Origin of the sequence: Comamonas sp. B21-038 (genome assembly GCF_022387135.1) — a bacterium.
In the GTDB taxonomy this organism is placed as follows: domain Bacteria; phylum Pseudomonadota; class Gammaproteobacteria; order Burkholderiales; family Burkholderiaceae_C; genus Comamonas; species Comamonas sediminis.
In genome coordinates this window covers 2,643,515-2,664,331 of record NZ_CP092462.1, presented here as the reverse complement: position 1 = coordinate 2,664,331, position 20,817 = coordinate 2,643,515, and the positions used below count along the sequence as shown (strand labels likewise).

Genomic DNA, 20,817 nt, shown 5'->3' with positions numbered 1-20,817 from the left:
GGATTATCTCAGGTCGCTGCAGCACGGCCGCTGCACTGGGAGATAAGCTGACTGCCGCGCCAGCCCAAGCACCAGGCCCCCGTTCATCCGCGCGGGCTGAAGGTGCGCGGAAACACCACCGGCGCACTGCGGTCGGCCAGGCGGTAGCCCATCGCCGGGCGGTTGGAGGGGCCCGCAACATGCCCGGCCTCATGCAGAAACTGTGCCGCCAGCATGCGGGTGCGAAAGCCGCTCTTGTCCACCGGCCGGCCCAGCACCGTCTCGTACACCTGCTGCAGCTGGGGCAGCGTAAAGGGCTCGGGCAGCAAAAAGGCAGGCAGCGAGGTGTACTCCACCTTGCCGCGCAGGCGTTCGACCGCAGCGCGCAGGATCTCGCTGTGGTCAAAGGCGAGTGCCGGCTCGCCGCCGAGCGCATCGACCTCGAACCAGGCCACATCGGCCGCATTGGCGCCCTTGGCCAGAGTCAGCGGCTGCGCAGCAACCAACGCAAAGTAGACATGGGTGGCCGACCAGCCACGCGGGTCCCGGCTGCGGCCGCCCCAGCTGCCCAGCTGCTCCAGGTAGGGGCTGGCGACATTGGTCTTCTCGCGCAGCTTGCGGTGGGCGCAGGCCTGCAGATCGCTGTCCTGCGCCACATCGACGAAGCCACCGGGCAGCGCCCACAGCCCCGGGAACGGCTCCGAGCCGGACGCCGGACGCTGCACCAGCAAAACCTTCAAGGCCCCGTCCACCACGCTGAAGATCACCACATCCACCGTGGTGTAGGGGCGTTCAAAATCAACGGGTTGGAGGCTGGCAGCGCTGGAAGCCATAGAAAAACCTTGACGGATGGAAAAGCTAGTTGTATTGTACAACTCATATAAGTTGCCTAATACAACTTATATGTCGCAGGTGTCGCGGGTCTATACCTGCGCTTGGAGCGATTCATAACAACAAGAAGGATGAATGATGACTTTAGAAACCGAACGATATAGCCAGCAGCTACAGCAATGGCCTGCGGCGGGCCAACACATACTCGCCAATTACGACGAGCACAGCATTGTGGTCTACCAGGCCTACCGTGCCTCGATAGGGCGTTATGCGCTGGAGCACGGCCGTCTGGGCGGAACGGATTTCAGCTTTTCCCGCATGAGCTGGATCAAGCCGAATTTTCTATGGATGATGTACCGCAGCGGCTGGGGTACCCAGCCCGGGCAGGAGTATGTACTGGGCCTGCGCGTGCGACGCAGCTTTTTTGACGCGCTGCTGCGTGACGCGGTGCCTTCGAGCTTCGGGGCCTCGCAGTTTGGCTCGATGGAGGATTGGCAGGCGGCGGTGGAAAGCTCCGACGTACGTCTGCAGTGGGATCCGGACCATGCCCCCAGCGGTGCCCGGTGTGAGCGCAGAGCCGTGCAACTGGGTTTACGTGGCCAGACCCTGGATGCCTTTGCAACCGAGGAGTTGCTGGAAGTGATCGATATGCGCTCGTTGGTGGCCGAACAGCGCCTCCATGCGCAGGATGACTCGCTGGCGCTGCTCACGCCGCGTGAGCGTGTCTATGAGCCTTTGAAAGGCTGAAACCATGCAAGAAATTCATGAAGCCCATAGCATCCGGCTGGGCTTTGCGCTGATGGCGGCGCGCGCGCAGCTGCGCGCCGGAGGCCAGTGATGCCGCCCAGTCTGGACCGCTTTCAAGGCGCATTGCTGGGCCTGGCCTGTGGCGATGCGGTGGGCACCACGGTCGAGTTTCAGCCGCGCGGCAGCTTTGTGCCGCTGACCGACATGGTGGGCGGGGGCCCGTTCTCGCTGCGGGCGGGGCAGTGGACCGACGACACCTCGATGGCGCTGTGCCTGGCCGAGAGCCTGGTCACCAAGGGCGGCTGCGACCCGGCAGACCAGATGGCGCGCTATGCGAACTGGTACCAGTGGGGCTACTGGAGTTCCACCGGCCATTGCTTTGACATTGGCATGGCCACGCGTGAAGCTTTGCAGCGGTTCTTGCTCACCGGCAATCCGCTGGCGGGCAGCTCCGACCCGCACAGCGCTGGCAATGGCTCGATCATGCGGCTGGCACCTGTGGCGCTGCGCTTTTGCGGTGATGCGCAGCGATTGCAGGACCAGGCGGCACTCAGCTCGCAAACCACCCACGGCGCCGCGGAGTGCCTGGATGCCTGCCGCCTATTGGCCGTGGCGATTGCCCGCGCGCTGCAGGGCAGCTCCAAACACGAGGTGCTGGCGCTGGCGGATCTGCGGCTGGCCAGCCCCCAACTGCAGCAAATTGCGCAGGGCCATTACCTGGCCAAAAGCCGGGAGGACATCAGCGGTTCGGGCTATGTGGTGCGCAGCCTGGAGGCGGCGCTGTGGTGCTTTGCCCGGCATGGCTGCTTTGAGGATGCCGTGCTGGAGGCCGCAAATCTGGGCGATGACGCCGACACCACGGCGGCCATCACCGGGCAGATAGCGGGCGCCTTCTGGGGCGAGCAGGGCATACCAAGCCACTGGTTGCAGCGCCTGCACCTGGCCGATGACATCCGGGCGCTGGCTGGGCAGCTGTGGCAGGCCAACCAGGGCCTGCCGGCCACGGGCTGCGATGCCGCGCGATAATCAGACCCGCATGCGGAACTGAGGGAGGATGCTATGCGGGCTGTATTGGGTTTGGCAGGGTTGCTGGTGGTGATGGCGATTGTCGCGCTGTTGATGAAACAGAACATGGGCGTGACCAAGGCGCCCGCGCCCGCTGCCGTGGAAGGCGTACCCGTGCCGCAGATCGACACCAGCAAGGATGTGAATGCACAAAGCCGGCAGATCCAGCAGCAGGTGCAGGACCAGCTGAACCAGGCGCTGCAGCAGGATGCCCAGCGTCTGAAACAGGCCGAAGAATGACCGCAATGGCCGGCAGCATCGTCCCCACCGCCACCGGCAGCCAGCTGGCCCACCAGCCTGGCGATGCGCACTGGATGCGCGCTGCGCTGGAGCAGGCGCGCGCTGCGGCTGAGGCGGGTGAAGTGCCGGTGGGGGCCGTGGTGGTGCGTGATGGCCAGATCGTAGGCCGGGGCTTCAACCACCCGATTGGCGCCCATGACCCCAGTGCCCATGCCGAGATCGAGGCCCTGCGCGATGCGGCCCAGCGCCTGGGCAATTACCGGCTTGAGGGCTGCACCTTGTATGTGACCCTGGAGCCCTGCGCCATGTGTGCAGGCGCCATCCTGCACGCGCGCCTGGACCGCGTGGTCTGGGGCGCTGCCGAGCCGCGCACCGGTGCCGGCGGATCGGTGCTGGACCTGTTTGCGCAGGCCGCGCTGAACCACCACACCGCGGTGACCCCGGGGGTGTTGGCGGACGAGGCCGCAGCGCTGCTGACCGCATTTTTTGGCAAACGCCGCGTGCAGCAAAGGCAGCAGGCGCTGGCCAGCCACCCGCTGCGCGACGACGCACTGCGCACCTCCGACACGCTGTTTGCAGCGGCGCTGGATTGTGGCTGCCCCAGCTGCTTCTACAGCGATTGGCCCGCATTGGCGGGTCTGCGCCTGCATGTCAAAGACAGCGCGGGCCAGAACCCCCTGCCAGCCGCCGCAGCCCGGCAATGGCTGCTGTTGCCCGGCATGCCGGCCCATCAAGGGCTTTTTCGTGAATTGGCGGCAGGCCTGGCCGCGCGGGGAGATCGCGTCGTGGCCCCGGATTGGCTGGGCCTGGGACGCAGCGACAAGCCCAAAAAGGACCAGCGCCTGGGCGATGCGCAGCAGCTGGCGATGCTGCAGGACCTCATCGAGCATTTGCATCTGGATGGCGAGCAGGGGCTGGTCGTCGTCGCCCATGGCGATGCCGCGCGCCTGGCCCAGGCCCTGGTGGCGCAGCTGGCGGCACTGGGCCGGCCGGTACAAGGGCTGTGGCTGGTCAACCCGCCCAATGCCGCAGTGCCGAGTGCGGACTACCGGCTCTGGCTGGAGCAGCTGGCGCGCAAGCCGGCGCTGGATATGGCCGCCGCGCTGGGCAGCAGCGCTATCGGTGCCGAGATGGATGCGGACCGCCAGCAATGGGCGGCGCAGTTTCCTGACAAGGGCTACCGCGCCGGCCTGCGTGCCTGGGCGCGTGATGCGTTGGCCGCCCTGGATGCCCCGGCTATGGCGCCGGCCGCATCAGTGCAAGCGCTGCCTGTGCTGGTCAGCCTGGGCGAGCAAGCCCGCTGGTGGCCTGCACCGGTGGATGGACTGGGTGCCTGGCTGGCGGATGTTGCTACCAAAGCGGGCGGCACCGGGCCGCTGGCCTGGCGGCGTTGCGCTGGCGGCGACTGGCTGCCCTTGCAAAACAGCACCGCACTGCTGCAGGCCAGCCGCTTCTTTGACGCCGGTGCGCAGCCCGCAGCACTGGGCTTGGCGGCAGCGGCTTTGCGCTGAGCCTATCTGCTGCACAATAGCCCGCAGCTGTTCCGTTTTCTGACCGACATTTTTTGCTATGAGCTCCACCCCCAAAAACCAGGCGCCGATCACCGGCATCATCCACCACCCCTACACGGTCGATGCACCCTTTGCCGCGCCGCAGCCCGGCGTGTTCAAGGCTTCGAGCGTGTTCTTCCCGAACGTGGCGGCGATGCGCAACTGGGAATGGAAGGACAAGAGCGCCTTCACCTATGGCCTGCACGGCACGCCCACCACCTATATCCTGGAAGAGCGCATTGCCACGTTGGAAGGCGGCACCCACTGCGTGCTGGTGCCCAGTGGCCTGGCATCGGTCTCGGTGATCGGGTTGGCGCTGCTCAAGAGCGGTGACCATGTGCTGCTGCCAGACAACGTCTACGGCCCAAGCAAGGGCTTTGCCGAGAGCGAGCTGCAGCGCTATGGCGTCAGTGTCGGCTACTACGACCCGATGCGTGTGGACCACTGCGCCAGCCTGATCCAGGACAACACGCGGCTGGTGTGGCTGGAAGCGGCCGGCTCGGTCAGCATGGAGTTCCCCGATCTGGTGGGCCTCGTGCGCCTGTGCCGGCAAAAAGGCATTGCCACGGCGCTGGACAACACCTGGGGCGCGGGCCTGGCCTTCAACTGCTTTGACCTGGATGGCGATGGCAGCTACCGCCTGGGCGTGGATGTCTCGGCGCATGCGCTCACCAAGTACCCCAGCGGCGGTGGCGATGTGCTGATGGGCTCCATCGTGACCCGTGATGCCGCCGTGCACCGCAAGGTGCAGGCCACGCATATGCACCTGGGCCTGGGCGTGGGGGTGAACGATATCGAAACCGTGCTGCGCAGCCTGCCCAGCATCGCGCTGCGCTACCACGCGCAAGATGCCGCTGCCCGGCAGCTGGCCGCCTTCATGGCCGAGCATCCCGCCGTCGTGCAACTGCTGCACCCGGCGTTTGCTGGATCGCCCGGCCACGCGCATTGGCAGCAGCTGTGCGGCGCTGGTGCGGTGGCCGGCAAGCAGGGCACGGCAGCCGGTCTTTTCAGCGTGGTGATCGATCCGCGCTACGGCCAGAAGCAGATCGACCTGTTCTGCGAAAGCCTGCGTCTGTTCAAGCTGGCCTACAGCTGGGGCGGCCCGGTGAGCCTGGTCGTGCCCTACAAGATCGGCAGCATGCGCGCGCTCGGTGAGTCGCAGTTGCAGCCCGGTATGGTGGTGCGCTTTGCGATCGGGCTGGAGGATGCCAATGACCTGCAGCAGGATTTGGCCCAGGCGCTGCAAAAAGCCTTTGGCTGAACGCAAGGGACCCTCTGCAGAACGCCCTGCCGTGGTCTGAACGCGGTCTCGGGCGATCCGCGTCCATCCCGCTTGGCGAGGGTCATGCAGAGGATCCCTGGAGCCAAACCCATGAATGCCGCCCGCATCGCGCTGGCGGCATTTTTTATTTCATCAGCTTTTGCAGCTCGGGCCAGACATTGGCGAGCAGCTGCGGGTGGGCGCAGGCCAGCGGGTGGATGCGGTCGGCCTGGAAGTTCTTCTCGGCGTTGGGCACATCGGCCACGCCGTGCAGCAAGAAGGGCACGACAGCGGTTTTCTTCTCGCGCGCCAAGGTGGTGAAGACCTGGGCAAAGTCCGTGGTGTACTTGGTGCCGTAGTTGGGGGGCACCTGCATGCCCAGCAGCAGCACCTGGGCGCCGGCCTTTTGCGCGCTGTCCACCATCGCTGCCAGGTTGGCCTGGGTGCTGGCCAGCGGCAGGCCGCGCAGCGCATCGTTGGCGCCCAGCTCCAGCACGACGATGCCGGGCTTGTGCTGCGTCAGCAGCTGGCCAAAACGGGCCCGGCCGCCGGCGGTGGTGTCGCCGCTGATGCTGGCGTTGTGCACCTGGTAGGCGTTGGCGGTTTTGCTTTTTTCCAGCTTGTCCTGCAGCAGCGCCACCCAGCCCGTTCCGCGTGCGATGCCGTATTCGGCGCTGATCGAGTCGCCCACGACCAAAATTGTGGCAGGCGCCTGTGGTGCAGCCGCCTGTGCTGTAAAACCTATAGCGATGGAGGTCATCATTGCCCCCGTTACGATGCTGCGCAGACACCGGCGTCGTGTGACGGGTGCTCGACCATTGGAGGAAAGATTGGTTGTCATGACAGATGCAGTGCTTTCTCAATCGCAGGCGCCTGAAGCGGTGTTGGTGGCCCAGGGCCTGGGCAAATCGGTCTCGGATTCGACCGGCAGTCTGACCATTCTGCGTGATGTGGACTTTAGCATCGCCCAAGGGGAAACCGTAGCGATTGTCGGTGCATCGGGCTCGGGCAAAAGCACCTTGCTGTCGATCCTGGCGGGCCTGGATACGCCCAGCGTGGGCACGGTGCGCATTGCTGGGCAGGACCTGTTTGCGCTGAGCGAAGATGACCGGGCCGCGCTGCGTGCGCGCACGATGGGCTTTGTGTTTCAGAACTTTCAATTGATGGGCAATTTGACAGCGCTGGAGAACGTGATGCTGCCCCTGGAGCTGGCCGGACAGCGCGATGCCCGCAAGCAGGCGACTGCGATGCTCGAGCGCGTGGGCCTGGGCCAGCGCCTGTCGCACTATCCCAAGCTGCTGTCGGGTGGCGAGCAGCAACGCGTGGCATTGGCGCGCGCCTTTGTGGTGCAGCCTGCCGTGCTGCTGGCCGACGAGCCCACCGGCAGCCTGGACTTTGCCACCGGCGAGGCGGTGATGCAGCTGGTGATGGACCTGAACCGCGAGGCGGGCACGACCTTGGTCATGGTCACGCACGACCGGGCCATTGCCGCCCAGTGCCAGCGCGTAATCACGATTGCCGCCGGCGCGGTCGTGCAGGACAGCCGAATTTAAATTCGTTATCGCTTTTTCCATGCATTTAGGATCCTCTGCAAAACCCTCGCCAAGCGGGATGGACGCGGATCGGGATGAGGCGCAAGGCGTCTTTTGCAGTCAATAGCCGTAGCTATTGACAAGGAAGACAACGCAGCGGATCGCCCGAGCCCGCGTTCAGACCACGGCAGGGAGTTTTGCAGAGGATCCTTAAGACATCGGTAAGTTCCGCCCGCCACAGTGCCAACCTACAGAATGCGCGGTTGCCGGGTGAACACCTATCCAGAGCGGCCTTCTGTGTGAGGGGTTTGCGATGGATGCATGGAATCTGCAGTGGTTTGCATGGATGGCCGGGGGCTTTGCACCGACGGCTTGGGTGCTGGAGCTGGCCCGTTGGCTGGGCATGGACGGCGTTGCGCTGGCAGGCGCGGCGCTGCTGTGGCTGTGGTGGAAGCGGCCGGCGGACCGCCTGTACCTGCTGGGCAGCATGCTGTGCTGCGCCGCTGCGGTGCTGCTGGCGCACCAGCTCGCCATCTGGGTGGGGCATCCGCGCCCCTTCGTGATGGGGCTGAGCCCCGCCTATATTGAACATGCCGCCCGGGGCTCACTCCCGAGCGCGCATGCCAGCGCACTGTTTACCTTGGGTTTTTGCCTGCTGTGGCTGCGCCAGCTGCGCCTGGGTGGCGTGGCAGTGGTGGCGGTGGCGCTGGCAGTGAGCTGGGGCCGTGTCTACTGCGGTGTGCACTTTCCATTCGATATCACTGCCGGCGCAGCGCTGGGCGGGGTGATCGCGCTGTTGTATGGCTGGCTGTGGCGGCATGCCGGTCCGGTGGTGCAAGAGCCTGCTGCGCTGGCGCTGCCAGACGCCGCAGCGCCCCGCCCATCGCCGCAGCCCGCACCGGTGGAGTAAGCCATGCACAGTCTTGCTTCTGCACGCGCGGTGCCTGCCCGCTTTGCCTGGACGACCGAGGCCAGCATGGCGGTCCTGGTGGCAGTGTGGCTGCTGGCGCTGGCCTGGCTGCGGCCGCTCAGCGATCCGGATGAGGGGCGGTACGCCGTTGCCGCGCTGCAGATGCTGCGCAGTGGCGACTGGGTGACGCCGGCACTCAACGGCCTGCCGTTTTTCCACAAGCCGCCGCTGTACTACTGGCTGGCGGCCACCGGCTTCCAGGTTGCGGGTGTGCATGAATGGGTGGCGCGCCTGCCATCGCTGCTGGGCGCATGGCTGGCGGCCATGTCCTTGTTGGTGTTGCTCAAGCGCTATGCCAGCCTGTCGGTGGCTGTCGCTGCGGCGGTGGTGCTGGTGACGATGCCCTATACCTATATGGCCGCGCAGTACGCCAATATGGACATGCTGTTGGCCGGCTGCCTGACCGCCTGCATTTGCAGCGCCGCGATGGCGACCCTGGAGGCGCGCCCGGCCACGGGCCGCATCCGCGGCATGGCCTGGATGGGCTGGCTGGCTGCGGCCGGCGTCTGGGCCGGGCTGGGTTTTCTGGCCAAGGGCTTGATTGCGCTGGTGCTGCCCGGCATGGTCTGGGCCCTCTGGCTGGTGTGGGAGCGGCGCTGGCGCCAATGGTGGCTGCCTTTGCATGCAGCGGCATGGCTGCCGGTGCTGCTGATTGCCGGCCCCTGGGTCTGGATGGCGCAGGCACGGCACAGCGGCTTTTTCCACTACTTTTTTGTGACCCAGCACTTTCAGCGCTACACCGGCAGCAGCTTCAACAACCCCCAGCCCAGGTGGTTCTATGTTGCCGTGATCGCGCTGGCCGCGTTGCCCTGGACGGGCTGGGCGCTGGCCGCTGGCTGGCGCAGTGGGCGGCGCAAGGCCGTTGCCGGATCGCAGCCACCGCAGGCGGCACGGCCCGCCGCGCAGCCCTTGGTGCAGAGCCTGGACCGGCTGATGCTGGTCTGGTTTGCCGTCATCGTGCTGTTCTTCTCGGTGCCGCACAGCAAGATCGTAGGCTATGTGCTGCCCGCGCTGCCGCCACTGGCTTATGCGGTGGTGCGCCTGGTGCAGGCCGCTGGCTGGCAGCGCTGGGGCCGGCACGCGGCCGCGCTGGCCGCGCTGTTGTGTGTGGCCTTGGCCGTGGTGCTGGGCACGGTGGCCGTGCCTGCCAAGGCCCAGTGGCGCGCACTGCGCAGCCTGCCGGTGCAGCCGGCCGACCGCTTGGTGATGCTGGAGCACCTGTACTACGAAGTGCCTTTTTACCTGCCTGCGATGGCAGCTCCGCTGGTCGTGGATGACTGGACCACCGAGGGCCAGCAGGCCGACAACTGGACGAAGGAGCTGAGCGATGCAGCGCAGTTTGCGCCGCAGCGGGGCAATAGCCTGCTGCTGGATGCGCAGGCCTTGCAGGCGTACGCCTGCGCGCATCCGCAGCAGCGCCTGTGGGTCGTGGGCAGCACCGAGGCGGCCCAACGCCAGATGCCGCCGTTGGCGTCGGCTGCACCAGCACTGCACCTGGGCAGCACCCAGGTCTGGCAGCTGCAGGCGGGCCAGGCCTGCGGCAGGGGCACGGCGCAGTGATTCACAGCGCCGGTAGGGCAGCGCAGTTCGCGTTGGCCTACATCGGCGGTCACAAACCAGGGGTATAACCAGAGGCTTTCATCCTCTGCATGTCCTGAAAGTGAGAATGACTGTGGCAAAACCCCAAATTGGCATCATCGTTGGCAGCAACAGCAAGACCTCGATCAACAAGCAACTGGCGCATGGCCTGGTGAACCTGGTGCAGGACCAGGCGGACTTCGAGTTCCTCGACCTGAGCGCGCTGCCGTTCTACAACCGCGACGACGACGCCGACGCCTACCCGGCAGCGTTTACCGCTTTCAAAGACAAGGTGCGCAGCAAGAACGGCATCCTGTTCGTGACGCCCGAGCACAACCGCTCGGTGCCGGCTTATTTGAAAAATGCACTCGACGGCGCCAGCCGCCCTTATGGCAGTGGCGCGTGGAACGGCATTCCCGCCGGCATCATCGGCACCTCGACGGGTGGTCCGGCCACGTCGATGGCTCAGCAGCACCTGCGCAACATTCTGGTGTTTCTGGACATGCCTGCGATGGCGCAGCCTGAAGGCTTTATCCGCTGGACCGATGGCCTGGTCAGCGCCGATGGCAAGGTGGCCGAGGCCAGCGAAAAGTTCTTGCGCAACTACATGGAGCGCTTTCTGGCCTGGGTGGCTGTGCACCAGAAGAAATAAGCCATCTGTGGCGGGCTGGGGTGCCAGCGGCGGTGCACCGGCCTCAGCCGCCGCAAGGCGTTTTGCTGTGCTTCCCGCCATGGTTGCCAAGGCTGCGGTACGATGCAGCCAATTTTTTGACCAGGGCTGCCATGTTGAAACTTCCCCTTGACCACCTGTACCGTGCCGCTGCGCCGGATACCCGCGCACCCTGGTTGCTGGTGCTGATGCATGGCGTGGGCAGCAACGAGCAGGATCTGTTTGGCCTGGCGGGCATGGTGCCACCGGCGTTCCATGTGCTGAGCCTGCGCGCGCCTTATACCTTGGGCCCCGGCAGCTATGCCTGGTTCCAGTTTGGGGTGAACCCCGACGGCAGCCGCACCATCGATACTGCGCAGGAGAAAGCCAGCCGTGCGCTCGTCGCCCAGACCTGTGCCCAGGCGGCCCAGGCCTTGCAGATTCCTGCCGAGCGGGTGGTGGTGGGCGGCTTCAGCCAGGGCGGCATCATGGCGCTGTCGGCGCTGCTGACCGAGCCGCAGCTGCTGCAGGCCATCCTGGTGTGGCACAGCCGCCTCTTGCCCGAGATGGCCGCCGAGCAGGTGGCTCCCGGTCAGCTGGCCGGCCGCAAAGCCTGGATCAGCCATGGCACGGCCGACAATGTGATTCCGCTGGCGCAGGCCCATGCGATTCGCGCGGCCCTGCAGGCCACGCCTGTGGATCTGAGCTACCACGAGTACCCCTGCCGCCATGAGCTGCACCCGCAAGAGCTGCAGGACAGCATCGCCTGGCTGCAGGCACTGACCGGGGCGCAGCGCGTTTAACGTCTTGAATGTTTAGCCGGCATCCGGGCGGAACAGCCCGGCGAGCATGCGGTCGAGCTGCGGCCATTCCTCGGCAAAGTGGCGGCGGTTGACAAAAAAGGCCTCGCAGGCGACCGCAAAAAATTCGGCCGGGGCGGTGGCGCCATAGCTGTCCAGCCAGGGTGCGGGCTCGCCAAAGCGCTGGGATTTGGCAATCGCATGGCGAAAGGCATCAAAGGCCGATGCCCAGGTGCGCTCCCAGGTCTGGCGTGCTTCGGCCGCGCTGGCCAGGCCCAGAAAATGGCCGGGCAGCGACGGGTAGCCATCGGCTCCGCCGTTGCGCATATCGATCTTGTGGCAGAACTCGTGGATGACGACGCTGGTGCCGCGCTCGTTTTGCTGCAGCGGGTCTTGCGCAATGGCCGCCCAGCTCAAGGTGACGGGCCCATGCTGCATGGCTTCGCCTTCGAGCATCATGCGCCGGTGCGAGATAAGGCCCGCCTCGTCATGCATGTCGCGCGCAGCCACCATGGTGCCAGGGTGTACAACGATGCCGACAAAATCATCGTAGAGCGCAATGGCCTGCTGCGCCTCGCCCCGGTGCAGCAGCGGCACGCAGGCCTGTGCGGCAATGGTCAGCGCCATCGCATCGCTCACCACCAGACCATGCGCACCCGAGAACTGCTTTTGGCGCAGAAACAGCGCGCTGAGGGCGCGCAGCTTGGCTTTTTCTTCGAGCGACAGCGCTTGCAGAAAAGGGTATTTTTGCAGCACCTGCAGCCACAGGGTGGCAGGTATCTCGGGCACGGGGCGCGCCAGTGCGCGCAGGCGTGACCAGGTGCGGTGCAGCCAGGCCATGGGATCAGCGCGCGCCCGGCTGTGGCGGCCGGGCCAGGTAGTCGTCCAGCGCGATGCGCTGCAGGCCTGCGGCATCGATGCGCAGCACTTCGGCGCGTGCCGGCTCCAGGTCGGTGTCCCAATCGGTCAGTACCACGCGCTGGTGGTCTGCATCCAAGGGGTGGCTGGCAGGGCGGTGGGTGTGGCCGTGGATCAGCGTGGGCGCCTGGGCCTGCTGCAACCAGGCCAGGGCGGCCTTCGTATCCACATCGGCGGTGATGACCTCACGCATGCGGCGCGCCTCGCTCTGGCTGCGCATGGCGCCTGCCAGCTGGCGGCGCTGGGCCAGCGGCTGGGCCAGAATTTGCTGCTGCCAGGCGGGGCTGCGTGCCACCGCACGAAAACGCTGGTACTCGCTGTCTTCGACGCACAGCGCATCGCCATGGCTGAGCAGCCAGCGCTGGCCCAGAAACGCCAGGCAACTGGGATCGGGCAGCAATTGCATGCCGCTGCGTTGGGCAAACTGCGCGCCAATCAGAAAGTCGCGGTTGCCGTGCATGAAGAAAAGGGCGCGCTGGCCACTGGCCTCGCGCAGGGTCTGGGCGCAGGCCGCTTCAAAGCTGTCTGCCTCGTCGAGCGCATCGTCGCCGACCCAGGCTTCGAACAGGTCGCCCAGCATGAAGATCGCATCGGCCGTACTGGCTTGCAGGTACCGCTGCCAGCTGCGCCAGGTCAGAGGCAGCTGGGGTTGCAGATGCAGATCGGAGATGAATTCGATGCTGCGCCAGGCGGGGGGCGCAGCGAAGGCATGGACTGCCGTGGTGGCCAACTGGGCGCGCAGCGCCTCATCGGGGTCTGCGGCTCGGGTGTCGGTCGGGCTGTCCATGCAGATGGTGGCGGCCTGTTACAGCGCCACAGCCTTTTCGATCAGCACTTCTTCCTTGGGCACGTCTTGGTGCATGCCCTTGGAGCCGGTCTTGACGGCCTTGATCTTGTCGACCACATCGTTGCCCTTGACCACCTTGCCGAACACGGCATAGCCCCAGCCGCTGGGGGTGGGCGAGGTGTGGTTCAGGAAGTCGTTCTTGGCGACGTTGATGAAGAACTGGGCGGTGGCCGAGTGCGGATCGCTGGTGCGGGCCATGGCCACGGTGTACTGGTCGTTCTTCAGGCCGTTCTGGGCTTCGTTCTGGATGGGGGTCTGGGTGGACTTCTGGTCCATGCCCGAAGCAAAGCCGCCGCCCTGGATCATGAAGCTGTTGATCACGCGGTGGAAGATCGTGCCGTCATAGTGGCCGCTCTTGACGTAGCTCAGGAAGTTCTCGGTGGACTTGGGGGCTTTGTCTGCGTCGAGTTCCAGCGTGATCACGCCGTAGTCTTTGATATGCAGTTCAACTTGTGGATTGCTCATGGTGTGTTTCCTGTTGAGAAAGGTGGGAAGGGCGCCGCTGGCCGGGTTGAGGCAGGCGGCATAGCCATTTACTTGACGACGGTAGCCGACTTGATGATGACCGGGGTCTTGGGCACGTTCTGGTGCGGGCCGGCATTGCCGGTTTGCACCGCCTTGATCTTGTCGACCACATCATTGCCGCTGACCACCTTGCCAAACACTGCGTAGCCGTGGCCATCGGGATTGGGGGCGTTCAGCGAATCGTTGTTCTGCACATTGATGAAGAACTGCGCGGTGGCCGAATCGGGCACAGCCGTGCGGGCCATTGCAATGGTGTAGGTGTTGTTCTTGAGGCCGTTGTTGGCCTCCAGCGGGATGGGCGAGCGCGCAGGCTTTTGCTGCATGTCGGGGGTAAAGCCACCGCCCTGGATCATGAAGTTGCCGATCACGCGGTGGAAGATCGTGCCGTCGTAGAACTTGTCGTTCACGTACTGCAGGAAGTTGGCCACCGTCTTGGGCGCTTTTTCTGGGTTGAGTTCCACAACGATGTCGCCCATCGAGGTGGCCAGTTTCACGCGGGGCTGGTCAGCCGCCTGTGCAGCGCTGGTCAGCAACATGCCGCCGGCCAGTGCCAGGCCGCCCAGAATGGAAAGAGTGTGTCGTTTGGTAGGCATCGGTTTCCTCTGTGGTCAATTACGGTAGATGGCCAGCACAGGGCACTGCGCTGTCCGCAATGCATGCTGCGCTGCGCGCAAGTCATCGGCGTTGCAGCGTGGGCGTTGCACCGAGTTGAGGGCCAACGGTGCAAGATTCAAGGCAAGGCCTTTACTTTTTTGCGTCAGGCGCCGCTGCCGGTGCCGCCGGTGCGGCAGTGGCTGGCGCTGCGGCTGCTGAAGGCTGGGCCCGCGTCACCAGCAGACGCAGGCTGCTGATCTTGGGCTGCAGCCGCGCCTGCTGGGCGGGCGCCAGGCTGCTGGCCTTGCTCAGCGATTGCTCGGCCAGGCGGATATAGATGTCGCCCAGGTTCTCATAAGCGGTGGCATAGCCGGGGTTGGCCCGCACGGCATCCTGCAGCGCACGGCTGGCTTTTTCCAGCTGGTTGTTCTGGGCGTAGAGCACGGCCAGGTTGTTGTAGGGCTCGGGCAGCTCGGGGTATTCCTGCACCAGCTTTTCGAAGGTGGCCGTGGCTTCATCGCGCTGGCCGGCATTCATCTGGGCCACGCCTTGCAAAAAGCGCCATTGCGGGTCACGCGGCGCTTGCTGGATCTTGGGCTCCAGCTGCTCCAGGGCCAATGCGGTCTGGCCGGACTGAATCAGCTTTTCCACGGCTGCGTAATCGTCCGCATAGGCGGCACCGCAGCTCAGTGCGAGCGCCAGCAAGGCAGCACGAGGCATCAGGGGGGAGAAAAGGCAACTGACTAACTTCATAGGGTTCGGGCACGCTGGGCGCGTGCAAGTGGCCTGCAGGCTTATACTGCAGCGCATTGTAGCTGAGGGGGCTGGCGCCCCGGAACGGCGGGCGGCCATGGTTTGCAGGGCATGGTGTCGGCATCAGCTACCATACATGGTTCGGCGGTTCCTGCCGGGCGGCTCTGCCCCAAGCAGGCTCTGCACAACCCGCACACCAGTCTCTTTGCAGAGGGTGGGTGCGGACCGGCGTGGGGCGCCAGGCGTCCTTCCCTCTCAACCACAACCACGCTAATTTTTCATGAGTTTGCGCATCTACAACACGCTTTCGCGTGCGCTGGAGTCATTTGTTCCGATCGAGCAGGGCCATGTCCGCATGTATGTATGCGGCATGACGGTCTATGACCTCTGTCATCTGGGACATGCGCGCTCGATGCTGGCGTTCGATGTGGTGCAGCGCTGGTTGCGTGTCAGCGGCCTCAAGGTGACCTATGTGCGCAATGTCACCGACATCGAGGACAAGATCATCCGCCGCGCTGTGGAGAACGGCGAGACCATCCGCAGCCTGACCGACCGCATGATCGAGGCCCTGCACCAGGACGCCGATGCACTGGGCATCGAGCGCCCCACCCATGAGCCCCGTGCGACCGAGTACGTGCCGCAGATGCTGTCCATCATCTCGCAGCTGGAGGAAAAAGGCCTGGCCTACCGCACCGAGGGCGGCGATGTGAACTACGCCGTGCGCAAGTTCCCGGGCTACGGCAAGCTGTCGGGCAAGTCGCTCGATGAGCTCAATGCCGGTGAACGCGTGGCCGTGCAGGACGGCAAGGATGACCCACTGGATTTTGTGCTGTGGAAGAGCGCCAAACCCACCGAGCCGGACGAGGCCAAATGGCAAAGCAGCTATGGCACGGGCCGGCCGGGCTGGCACATCGAGTGCTCGGCGATGAGCTGCGCCCTGCTGGGCGAGACTTTCGACATCCATGGCGGCGGCGCTGACCTGCAGTTCCCCCACCACGAAAACGAAATTGCGCAGAGCGAAGGCGCACACGGCCAGCCGCTGGCCAGGATGTGGATGCACAACGGCTTCATCAACGTCGACAACGAGAAGATGTCCAAGTCCCTGGGCAATTTCTTCACGATCCGCGATGTGCTCAAGCGCTACGATGCAGAAACCATCCGCTTCTTTGTGGTGCGCACCCATTACCGCAGCCCGCTCAATTACAGCGATGTGCATCTGGACGATGCCCGCAATGCCCTGAAGCGCCTCTACACCGCGCTGAGCCTGGTGCCGGCAGAGCCTGTGACCATCGACTGGAGCCAGCCGAGCGCAGCGCGCTTCAAGGCGGCGATGGACGAGGACTTTGGCACACCCGAGGCGGTGGCGGTGCTGTTTGAGCTAGCTGCCGAAGTCAACCGCAGCAAATCGCCTGCGGTGGCGGGGCTGCTCAAGGCCTTGGCCGCTACCTTGGGTTTGCTGCAGGCCGACCCTGCCGCCTACCTGCAGGCGGGTGCTAGCGTGGATGCCGCTTATGTAGAGGCGCAGATTGCACTGCGAGCTGCAGCCAAGGCGGCCAAGAACTATGCGGAATCTGACCGCATCCGCGCCGAGCTGCTGGCCCAAGGGGTGGAGCTCAAGGACTCCGCCCAAGGCACGACCTGGACGGTCGTGCAGGCAGGGGCCTGATGCGCGCTGTGGGTAGTCTGACTTTGTCCCTGGCGTTGACGCGGTCCGTCTAGCCCTATGCCTGGTATCAGCAATAAACCGCTGTCAGCGGAAGACTGGGCTGCCGCCTGCAAACACCTGGCCCGCAAGGACCGGGTGATGCGCCGGCTCGCGCCGCTGTATGCCGGTGAGATGCTGCGCCGCGAGGCGGACGGCTTTGCGCTGCTGATGCGCTCGGTGGTCTGGCAGCAACTCTCGGACAATTCGGCGCGCCAGCTGTGGAAGCGGCTGGTGGCAGCGCTGGGCGCAGCCACGCCCAAGGCCATGCTGGCGCTGACGGACGAGGCCGCCAAGGCCATCCGCCTGCCGCAGCGCAAGCTGGGCTATCTGCGCGATCTCGCCCAGTGGTTTGTGCAGGAGCCCAAGGATGCGCTGTCCTGGGTGCATGTCGACGATGATGCCGTCATTGATCAGCTGCTGGCGCAGCGCGGCATCGCACGCTGGGGCGCGGAGATGTTTCTGCTGTTCCATCTGGGGCGGCCCAATGTGCTGGCCATCGACGACGCAGCGCTGCTGCAGGGCATCAGCGACCATTATTTTTCGGGCGAGGCCGTCAGCCGCAGCGATGCGCGCGAGGTGGCCCAGGCCTGGCAACCCTGGGCCAGTGTGGCGGCCTGGCTGATCTGGCGATCCCAGAATGCCATGCCACTGGGGCAGGATGCAGATTGATCTGGTTTGGCCGCATGCGGTTACACTGTCGGTCGTTATGAGAAGGCTGCCTGCGGCTTTTCTCGAGGAGAATCATTTTGGCGAAAAGAACATTCCTGGATTTCGAGCAACCGATTGCGGAGCTGGAAACCAAAATTGATGAACTGCGCTATGTGCAAAGCGAAAGCGCAGTCGATATCTCTGAAGAGATCGATCAGCTCAGCAAGAAAAGCCAGCAGCTGACCAAGGACATCTACAGCGAGCTCTCCCCTGGCAGATCACCAAGATCGCACGCCATCCCGAGCGCCCCTACACCCTGGACTATGTGAACGAGATCTTCACCGATTTCGTTGAAATGCATGGTGACCGCCACTTTGCCGACGACCTGTCCATCGTAGGCGGCCTGGCACGCTTCAATGGCAACCCCTGCATGGTGGTGGGCCACCAAAAGGGGCGCGACACCAAGGAGCGCACCCTGCGCAACTTCGGCATGAGCAAGCCCGAGGGCTACCGCAAGGCGCTGCGCCTGATGAAGACCGCCGAGAAATTCAAGCTGCCGGTGTTCACCTTTGTCGACACGCCTGGCGCCTACCCCGGCATTGATGCCGAAGAGCGCGGCCAGTCCGAAGCCATTGGCCGCAACATCTATGAAATGGCGCAGCTGGAAGTGCCGATCATCTCCACCATCATCGGTGAAGGCGGCTCCGGCGGCGCGCTGGGTATCTCGGTGGCCGACCAGGTGCTGATGCTGCAGTACTCGGTGTACTCGACCATCAGCCCCGAAGGCTGCGCCTCCATCCTGTGGAAGACCAGCGACAAGGCCCAGGAAGCGGCCGATGCGATGGGCATCACCGCGCACCGCCTCAAGGCCTTGGGTCTGATCGACAAGATCATCCACGAGCCTGTAGGCGGTGCCCACCGTGACCACAAGCAAATGGCGGCACTGCTCAAGCGCGGCCTGAGCGATGCCTTCCGCCAGCTGGCTGACCTCAAGCCCGCCGAGCTGCTGGACCGCCGCTATGAGCGCCTGCAAAGCTATGGCCGTTTCTCGGACACCAAGGCAGAACATTGATGCCCGCTGCCGGCCGCTGCTGATGCTGCGCCGCTGCTGCTGCCAAGCCTCCCGTTGCGGAGGCTTTTTGCTGTGGAGTGCGTGCCATGGCTGAGCCCGCCATTGTTGCTGCGCTGAACGGCTGGCAGCCCGTACTGCCATTGGCGGTAGCCTACAGCGGCGGGGCGGATTCCACGGCGTTGCTCTGGGCTTGCCTGCAGCGCTTTCCCGGCCAGGTGCATGCCATCCACATCAACCACGGGCTGCAGGCGGCGGCGGCTGTGTTTGAGGCCCATTGCCGTGCCCAATGCACTGCCTGGGCAGTGCCTTTGCAGGTGGCGGCGGTGAACGCGCATGCGCAACCTGGCCAAAGCCCGGAGGATGCGGCACGCATTGCGCGCTACCGGGCGTTGACCGAGGCCGTGCTGGCTGCCGCTGATGCAGGGCAGGGCGCCATCCAGACCATTGCGCTGGCCCAGCATGCCGATGACCAGGTCGAGACCGTGGTGCTGGCACTGTCGCGCGGTGCCGGGGTGGCCGGGCTGGCAGGCATGCGCCCGCAGTGGCAGCGCGCAGGCCTGCAGTGGGCGCGGCCCTATCTGGCGCTGGGCAGTGCGCAGATCCGCGCTGATCTGGCTGCGTTGGGCATTGCCTGGGTGGAAGACCCCAGCAACACCAACACGCGCTACACACGCAACCGCATCCGCCAGCAGGTCATGCCCGCACTGGTGCAGGCCTTTCCGCAGATCGCGCAGACGGTGGCACGCAGCAGCGCCCATGCGGCGCAGGCGGCCGAACTGCTCGATGACCTGGCGCAGATCGATCTGCAGGCCACTGGCTCGCCACCGCGCATCCGCGCGCTGCAGGCGCTGACCGAGGCCCGCATGGCCAATGTCTTGCGCTACTGGTTGCGCACAGCCCATGGCCAAACGCCCAGTGCCGCGCAGTTGGCGCAACTGCTGCTGCAGCTGCAGTGCTGCACCACGCGGGGCCACCAAATCCATATAAAAGTGGGCCATGGGTATATACAGCGCCACAGAGATGTCATCGATTGGTACAATCCGCCAGTTTTGGTCTGACTAATGTACGATTCCGACGGCGTGCCAAAACACTTTGCATCAACGCCGAGCTTCGTGTTTCGTCATCGTGATATTCAATGGCACTGATCGTTCATAAGTACGGCGGCACGTCGATGGGCTCTTCCGAGCGCATCCGCAATGTCGCCAAACGCGTCGCCAAGTGGGCAAGGGCTGGCCACCAGATGGTGGTGGTGCCCAGCGCCATGAGTGGCGAAACCAACCGTCTGTTGGGTCTGGCCAGTGAGCTGGCACCCAGCCGCGCAGACAAGTCCTATTACCGTGAGCTGGACATGCTGGCCGCCACTGGCGAGCAGGCCTCGTCGGCCCTGCTGGCCATTGCGCTGCAGGCCGAGGGCGTTCCTTCGGTCAGCTACACCGGCTGGCAGGTGCCGGTGCGCACCGACGACAGCTACACCAAGGCGCGTATTGAATCGATCGATGACCAGCGCGTGCGGGCCGATCTGGACGCCGGCCGCGTGGTGATCGTCACCGGTTTCCAGGGCATTGACCCGAACGGCAACATCACGACCCTGGGCCGTGGCGGCTCGGACACCTCGGCCGTCGCCGTGGCAGCCGCCCTCAAGGCTGCCGAGTGCCTGATTTATACCGATGTTGATGGTGTCTACACCACCGACCCGCGTGTGGTGTCGGCCGCACAGCGCCTCAAGACCGTGAGCTTTGAGGAAATGCTGGAGATGGCGAGCCTGGGCTCCAAGGTGCTGCAGATCCGCTCGGTGGAATTTGCCGGCAAGTACAAAGTGCCAATGCGTGTGCTGTCGAGCTTCACGCCCTGGGATATTGCATTGGATGAAGAGGCCAAATCGGGCACTCTGATCACATTTGAGGAAGACGAAAAGATGGAAAAGGCCGTCGTATCCGGTATCGCTTTCAACCGTAGCGAAGCCAAAATCTCTGTCCGTGGCGTGCCTGACACCCCCGGCATCGCCTACCAGATCCTGGGTCCGGTGGCAGACGCCAACATCGATGTGGATGTGATCCTGCAAAACATCGGCAAGGACGGCAAGACCGACTTCAGCTTCACCGTGAACCAGGGCGACTTCAACCGCACCGTTGAGCTGCTGCGCGACGAAGTGGTGCCCAAGCTCGGCGCTGACGAAGTCATCGGCAACCCCAACATCTGCAAGGTGAGCATTGTCGGCATCGGCATGCGCAGCCACGTGGGCGTCGCATCGACGATGTTCCGCGCACTGGCCGAAGAGGGCATCAACATCCAGATGATTTCCACCTCCGAAATCAAGACCTCGGTCGTGATCGATGAGAAGTACCTGGAACTGGCCGTTCGCGCGCTGCACACCGCTTTTGGTCTGGATTCTGCAGAAGTTTCCAAATCGGCCTGATTTTTCAGGTTAGAATAGCTGTATTGGAAACGTGACCGAGTGGCCGAAGGTGCTCCCCTGCTAAGGGAGTATGGGGTGTAGAGCCTCATCGAGGGTTCGAATCCCTCCGTTTCCGCCAAAAAGATAAGCCCCAAGTG

The 20,817-nt window shown here is 64.6% G+C and carries 21 protein-coding genes, 1 tRNA gene and 1 pseudogene; 16 read left to right on the top strand and 7 right to left on the bottom strand.

Annotation, left to right across the window (positions count from 1 at the left end; all coding sequences use genetic code 11):
- Positions 1–83: 83 nt before the first annotated feature.
- Positions 84–812: an NUDIX hydrolase gene (locus MJ205_RS12180; RefSeq protein ID WP_239808719.1), complete on the bottom strand. Its 729-nt coding sequence runs from the start codon at positions 810–812 to the stop codon at positions 84–86.
- 136 nt (positions 813–948) lie between these two features.
- Between MJ205_RS12180 and MJ205_RS12175 the strand changes: the two genes are divergently transcribed.
- The 5 genes from MJ205_RS12175 (at position 949) to MJ205_RS12155 (ending at position 5,673) form a co-directional block, all read left to right on the top strand.
- On the top strand, positions 949–1,557 hold the full coding sequence (locus MJ205_RS12175) for a DUF4291 domain-containing protein (RefSeq protein WP_239808718.1): 609 nt from the start codon (positions 949–951) through the stop codon (positions 1,555–1,557).
- Between the two features lie 90 nt (positions 1,558–1,647).
- Complete coding sequence (locus tag MJ205_RS12170) at positions 1,648–2,583, top strand: ADP-ribosylglycohydrolase family protein (protein ID WP_239808717.1); 936 nt, start codon at positions 1,648–1,650, stop codon at positions 2,581–2,583.
- Between the two features lie 33 nt (positions 2,584–2,616).
- On the top strand, positions 2,617–2,862 hold the full coding sequence (locus tag MJ205_RS12165; RefSeq protein WP_239808716.1) for a hypothetical protein: 246 nt from the start codon (positions 2,617–2,619) through the stop codon (positions 2,860–2,862).
- Positions 2,859–4,373, top strand: a complete 1,515-nt coding sequence (tadA, locus tag MJ205_RS12160) for a tRNA adenosine(34) deaminase TadA (RefSeq protein WP_239808715.1) — start codon at positions 2,859–2,861, stop codon at positions 4,371–4,373. Before MJ205_RS12165 ends, tadA begins: the two co-directional genes overlap by 4 nt.
- 58 nt (positions 4,374–4,431) lie before the next feature.
- Complete coding sequence (locus MJ205_RS12155) at positions 4,432–5,673, top strand: PLP-dependent transferase (RefSeq protein WP_239808714.1); 1,242 nt, start codon at positions 4,432–4,434, stop codon at positions 5,671–5,673.
- Between the two features lie 145 nt (positions 5,674–5,818).
- Here the strand turns inward: MJ205_RS12155 and MJ205_RS12150 are convergent, their stop codons facing one another.
- Positions 5,819–6,433 carry an arylesterase gene (locus MJ205_RS12150; protein WP_239808713.1) on the bottom strand — a complete coding sequence of 205 codons (615 nt, stop codon included), beginning with the start codon at positions 6,431–6,433 and terminating at the stop codon, positions 5,819–5,821.
- A gap of 79 nt (positions 6,434–6,512) precedes the next feature.
- Between MJ205_RS12150 and MJ205_RS12145 the strand changes: the two genes are divergently transcribed.
- From MJ205_RS12145 to MJ205_RS12125, 5 genes are all read left to right on the top strand, one after another.
- Positions 6,513–7,226 carry an ABC transporter ATP-binding protein gene (locus tag MJ205_RS12145; protein ID WP_230772983.1) on the top strand — a complete coding sequence of 238 codons (714 nt, stop codon included), beginning with the start codon at positions 6,513–6,515 and terminating at the stop codon, positions 7,224–7,226.
- Between the two features lie 292 nt (positions 7,227–7,518).
- Positions 7,519–8,115 (top strand): phosphatase PAP2 family protein, encoded by a 597-nt coding sequence (locus MJ205_RS12140; RefSeq protein WP_239808712.1) that lies wholly within the window; start codon positions 7,519–7,521, stop codon positions 8,113–8,115.
- A gap of 3 nt (positions 8,116–8,118) precedes the next feature.
- Positions 8,119–9,735, top strand: coding sequence for an ArnT family glycosyltransferase (locus tag MJ205_RS12135; protein ID WP_239808711.1), 1,617 nt, complete (start codon positions 8,119–8,121; stop codon positions 9,733–9,735).
- Positions 9,736–9,847: 112 nt separating this feature from the next.
- Positions 9,848–10,405 carry an NADPH-dependent FMN reductase gene (locus tag MJ205_RS12130; RefSeq protein ID WP_239808710.1) on the top strand — a complete coding sequence of 186 codons (558 nt, stop codon included), beginning with the start codon at positions 9,848–9,850 and terminating at the stop codon, positions 10,403–10,405.
- 131 nt (positions 10,406–10,536) lie between these two features.
- Positions 10,537–11,205, top strand: a complete 669-nt coding sequence (locus MJ205_RS12125) for an alpha/beta hydrolase (protein WP_239808709.1) — start codon at positions 10,537–10,539, stop codon at positions 11,203–11,205.
- A 12-nt stretch (positions 11,206–11,217) separates the two neighbouring features.
- Here MJ205_RS12125 and MJ205_RS12120 read toward each other — a convergent pair whose 3' ends face one another.
- From MJ205_RS12120 to MJ205_RS12100, 5 genes are all read right to left on the bottom strand, one after another.
- Complete coding sequence (locus MJ205_RS12120) at positions 11,218–12,042, bottom strand: M90 family metallopeptidase (RefSeq protein WP_239808708.1); 825 nt, start codon at positions 12,040–12,042, stop codon at positions 11,218–11,220.
- A 4-nt stretch (positions 12,043–12,046) separates the two neighbouring features.
- Entirely contained in the window at positions 12,047–12,907 is an 861-nt protein-coding gene (locus tag MJ205_RS12115; RefSeq protein WP_239808707.1) for a UDP-2,3-diacylglucosamine diphosphatase, read from the bottom strand.
- An 18-nt stretch (positions 12,908–12,925) separates the two neighbouring features.
- Positions 12,926–13,432, bottom strand: a complete 507-nt coding sequence (locus MJ205_RS12110; protein WP_239808706.1) for a peptidylprolyl isomerase — start codon at positions 13,430–13,432, stop codon at positions 12,926–12,928.
- Between the two features lie 68 nt (positions 13,433–13,500).
- Positions 13,501–14,028 (bottom strand): peptidylprolyl isomerase, encoded by a 528-nt coding sequence (locus tag MJ205_RS12105; RefSeq protein ID WP_021026743.1) that lies wholly within the window; start codon positions 14,026–14,028, stop codon positions 13,501–13,503.
- 208 nt (positions 14,029–14,236) lie between these two features.
- On the bottom strand, positions 14,237–14,806 hold the full coding sequence (locus tag MJ205_RS12100; protein WP_239808705.1) for a tetratricopeptide repeat protein: 570 nt from the start codon (positions 14,804–14,806) through the stop codon (positions 14,237–14,239).
- Between the two features lie 313 nt (positions 14,807–15,119).
- Here MJ205_RS12100 and cysS point away from each other — a divergent pair, with 313 nt between their 5' ends.
- The 6 genes and pseudogenes from cysS (at position 15,120) to MJ205_RS12070 (ending at position 20,798) form a co-directional block, all read left to right on the top strand.
- Positions 15,120–16,505, top strand: coding sequence for a cysteine--tRNA ligase (cysS, locus tag MJ205_RS12095; RefSeq protein WP_239808704.1), 1,386 nt, complete (start codon positions 15,120–15,122; stop codon positions 16,503–16,505).
- A 57-nt stretch (positions 16,506–16,562) separates the two neighbouring features.
- Positions 16,563–17,213: a DNA-3-methyladenine glycosylase family protein gene (locus tag MJ205_RS12090; protein ID WP_239808703.1), complete on the top strand. Its 651-nt coding sequence runs from the start codon at positions 16,563–16,565 to the stop codon at positions 17,211–17,213.
- Positions 17,214–17,290: 77 nt separating this feature from the next.
- A pseudogene (locus MJ205_RS12085) lies at positions 17,291–18,264 on the top strand (acetyl-CoA carboxylase carboxyltransferase subunit alpha).
- An 86-nt stretch (positions 18,265–18,350) separates the two neighbouring features.
- Positions 18,351–19,322, top strand: coding sequence for a tRNA lysidine(34) synthetase TilS (gene tilS, locus MJ205_RS12080; protein ID WP_239808702.1), 972 nt, complete (start codon positions 18,351–18,353; stop codon positions 19,320–19,322).
- 77 nt (positions 19,323–19,399) lie between these two features.
- Positions 19,400–20,680, top strand: a complete 1,281-nt coding sequence (locus tag MJ205_RS12075; protein ID WP_239808701.1) for an aspartate kinase — start codon at positions 19,400–19,402, stop codon at positions 20,678–20,680.
- A gap of 25 nt (positions 20,681–20,705) precedes the next feature.
- A tRNA-Ser gene (locus tag MJ205_RS12070) sits at positions 20,706–20,798 on the top strand.
- The last annotated feature ends 19 nt before the right edge of the window (positions 20,799–20,817 follow it).

Coding starts and splice junctions, on each gene's coding strand:
- MJ205_RS12075 (WP_239808701.1), top strand. CDS start 19,400: ATGGCACTGATCGTTCATAAGTACGGCGGCACGTCGATGGGCTCTTCC.
- MJ205_RS12090 (WP_239808703.1), top strand. CDS start 16,563: ATGCCTGGTATCAGCAATAAACCGCTGTCAGCGGAAGACTGGGCTGCC.
- cysS (WP_239808704.1), top strand. CDS start 15,120: ATGAGTTTGCGCATCTACAACACGCTTTCGCGTGCGCTGGAGTCATTT.
- MJ205_RS12120 (WP_239808708.1), bottom strand. CDS start 12,042: ATGGCCTGGCTGCACCGCACCTGGTCACGCCTGCGCGCACTGGCGCGC.
- MJ205_RS12115 (WP_239808707.1), bottom strand. CDS start 12,907: ATGGACAGCCCGACCGACACCCGAGCCGCAGACCCCGATGAGGCGCTG.
- MJ205_RS12125 (WP_239808709.1), top strand. CDS start 10,537: ATGTTGAAACTTCCCCTTGACCACCTGTACCGTGCCGCTGCGCCGGAT.
- MJ205_RS12110 (WP_239808706.1), bottom strand. CDS start 13,432: ATGAGCAATCCACAAGTTGAACTGCATATCAAAGACTACGGCGTGATC.
- MJ205_RS12150 (WP_239808713.1), bottom strand. CDS start 6,433: ATGACCTCCATCGCTATAGGTTTTACAGCACAGGCGGCTGCACCACAG.
- MJ205_RS12145 (WP_230772983.1), top strand. CDS start 6,513: ATGACAGATGCAGTGCTTTCTCAATCGCAGGCGCCTGAAGCGGTGTTG.
- MJ205_RS12155 (WP_239808714.1), top strand. CDS start 4,432: ATGAGCTCCACCCCCAAAAACCAGGCGCCGATCACCGGCATCATCCAC.
- MJ205_RS12140 (WP_239808712.1), top strand. CDS start 7,519: ATGGATGCATGGAATCTGCAGTGGTTTGCATGGATGGCCGGGGGCTTT.
- MJ205_RS12165 (WP_239808716.1), top strand. CDS start 2,617: ATGCGGGCTGTATTGGGTTTGGCAGGGTTGCTGGTGGTGATGGCGATT.
- MJ205_RS12100 (WP_239808705.1), bottom strand. CDS start 14,806: ATGCCTCGTGCTGCCTTGCTGGCGCTCGCACTGAGCTGCGGTGCCGCC.
- tilS (WP_239808702.1), top strand. CDS start 18,351: ATGGCTGAGCCCGCCATTGTTGCTGCGCTGAACGGCTGGCAGCCCGTA.
- MJ205_RS12170 (WP_239808717.1), top strand. CDS start 1,648: ATGCCGCCCAGTCTGGACCGCTTTCAAGGCGCATTGCTGGGCCTGGCC.
- MJ205_RS12105 (WP_021026743.1), bottom strand. CDS start 14,028: ATGTTGCTGACCAGCGCTGCACAGGCGGCTGACCAGCCCCGCGTGAAA.
- MJ205_RS12175 (WP_239808718.1), top strand. CDS start 949: ATGACTTTAGAAACCGAACGATATAGCCAGCAGCTACAGCAATGGCCT.
- MJ205_RS12135 (WP_239808711.1), top strand. CDS start 8,119: ATGCACAGTCTTGCTTCTGCACGCGCGGTGCCTGCCCGCTTTGCCTGG.
- MJ205_RS12180 (WP_239808719.1), bottom strand. CDS start 812: ATGGCTTCCAGCGCTGCCAGCCTCCAACCCGTTGATTTTGAACGCCCC.
- tadA (WP_239808715.1), top strand. CDS start 2,859: ATGACCGCAATGGCCGGCAGCATCGTCCCCACCGCCACCGGCAGCCAG.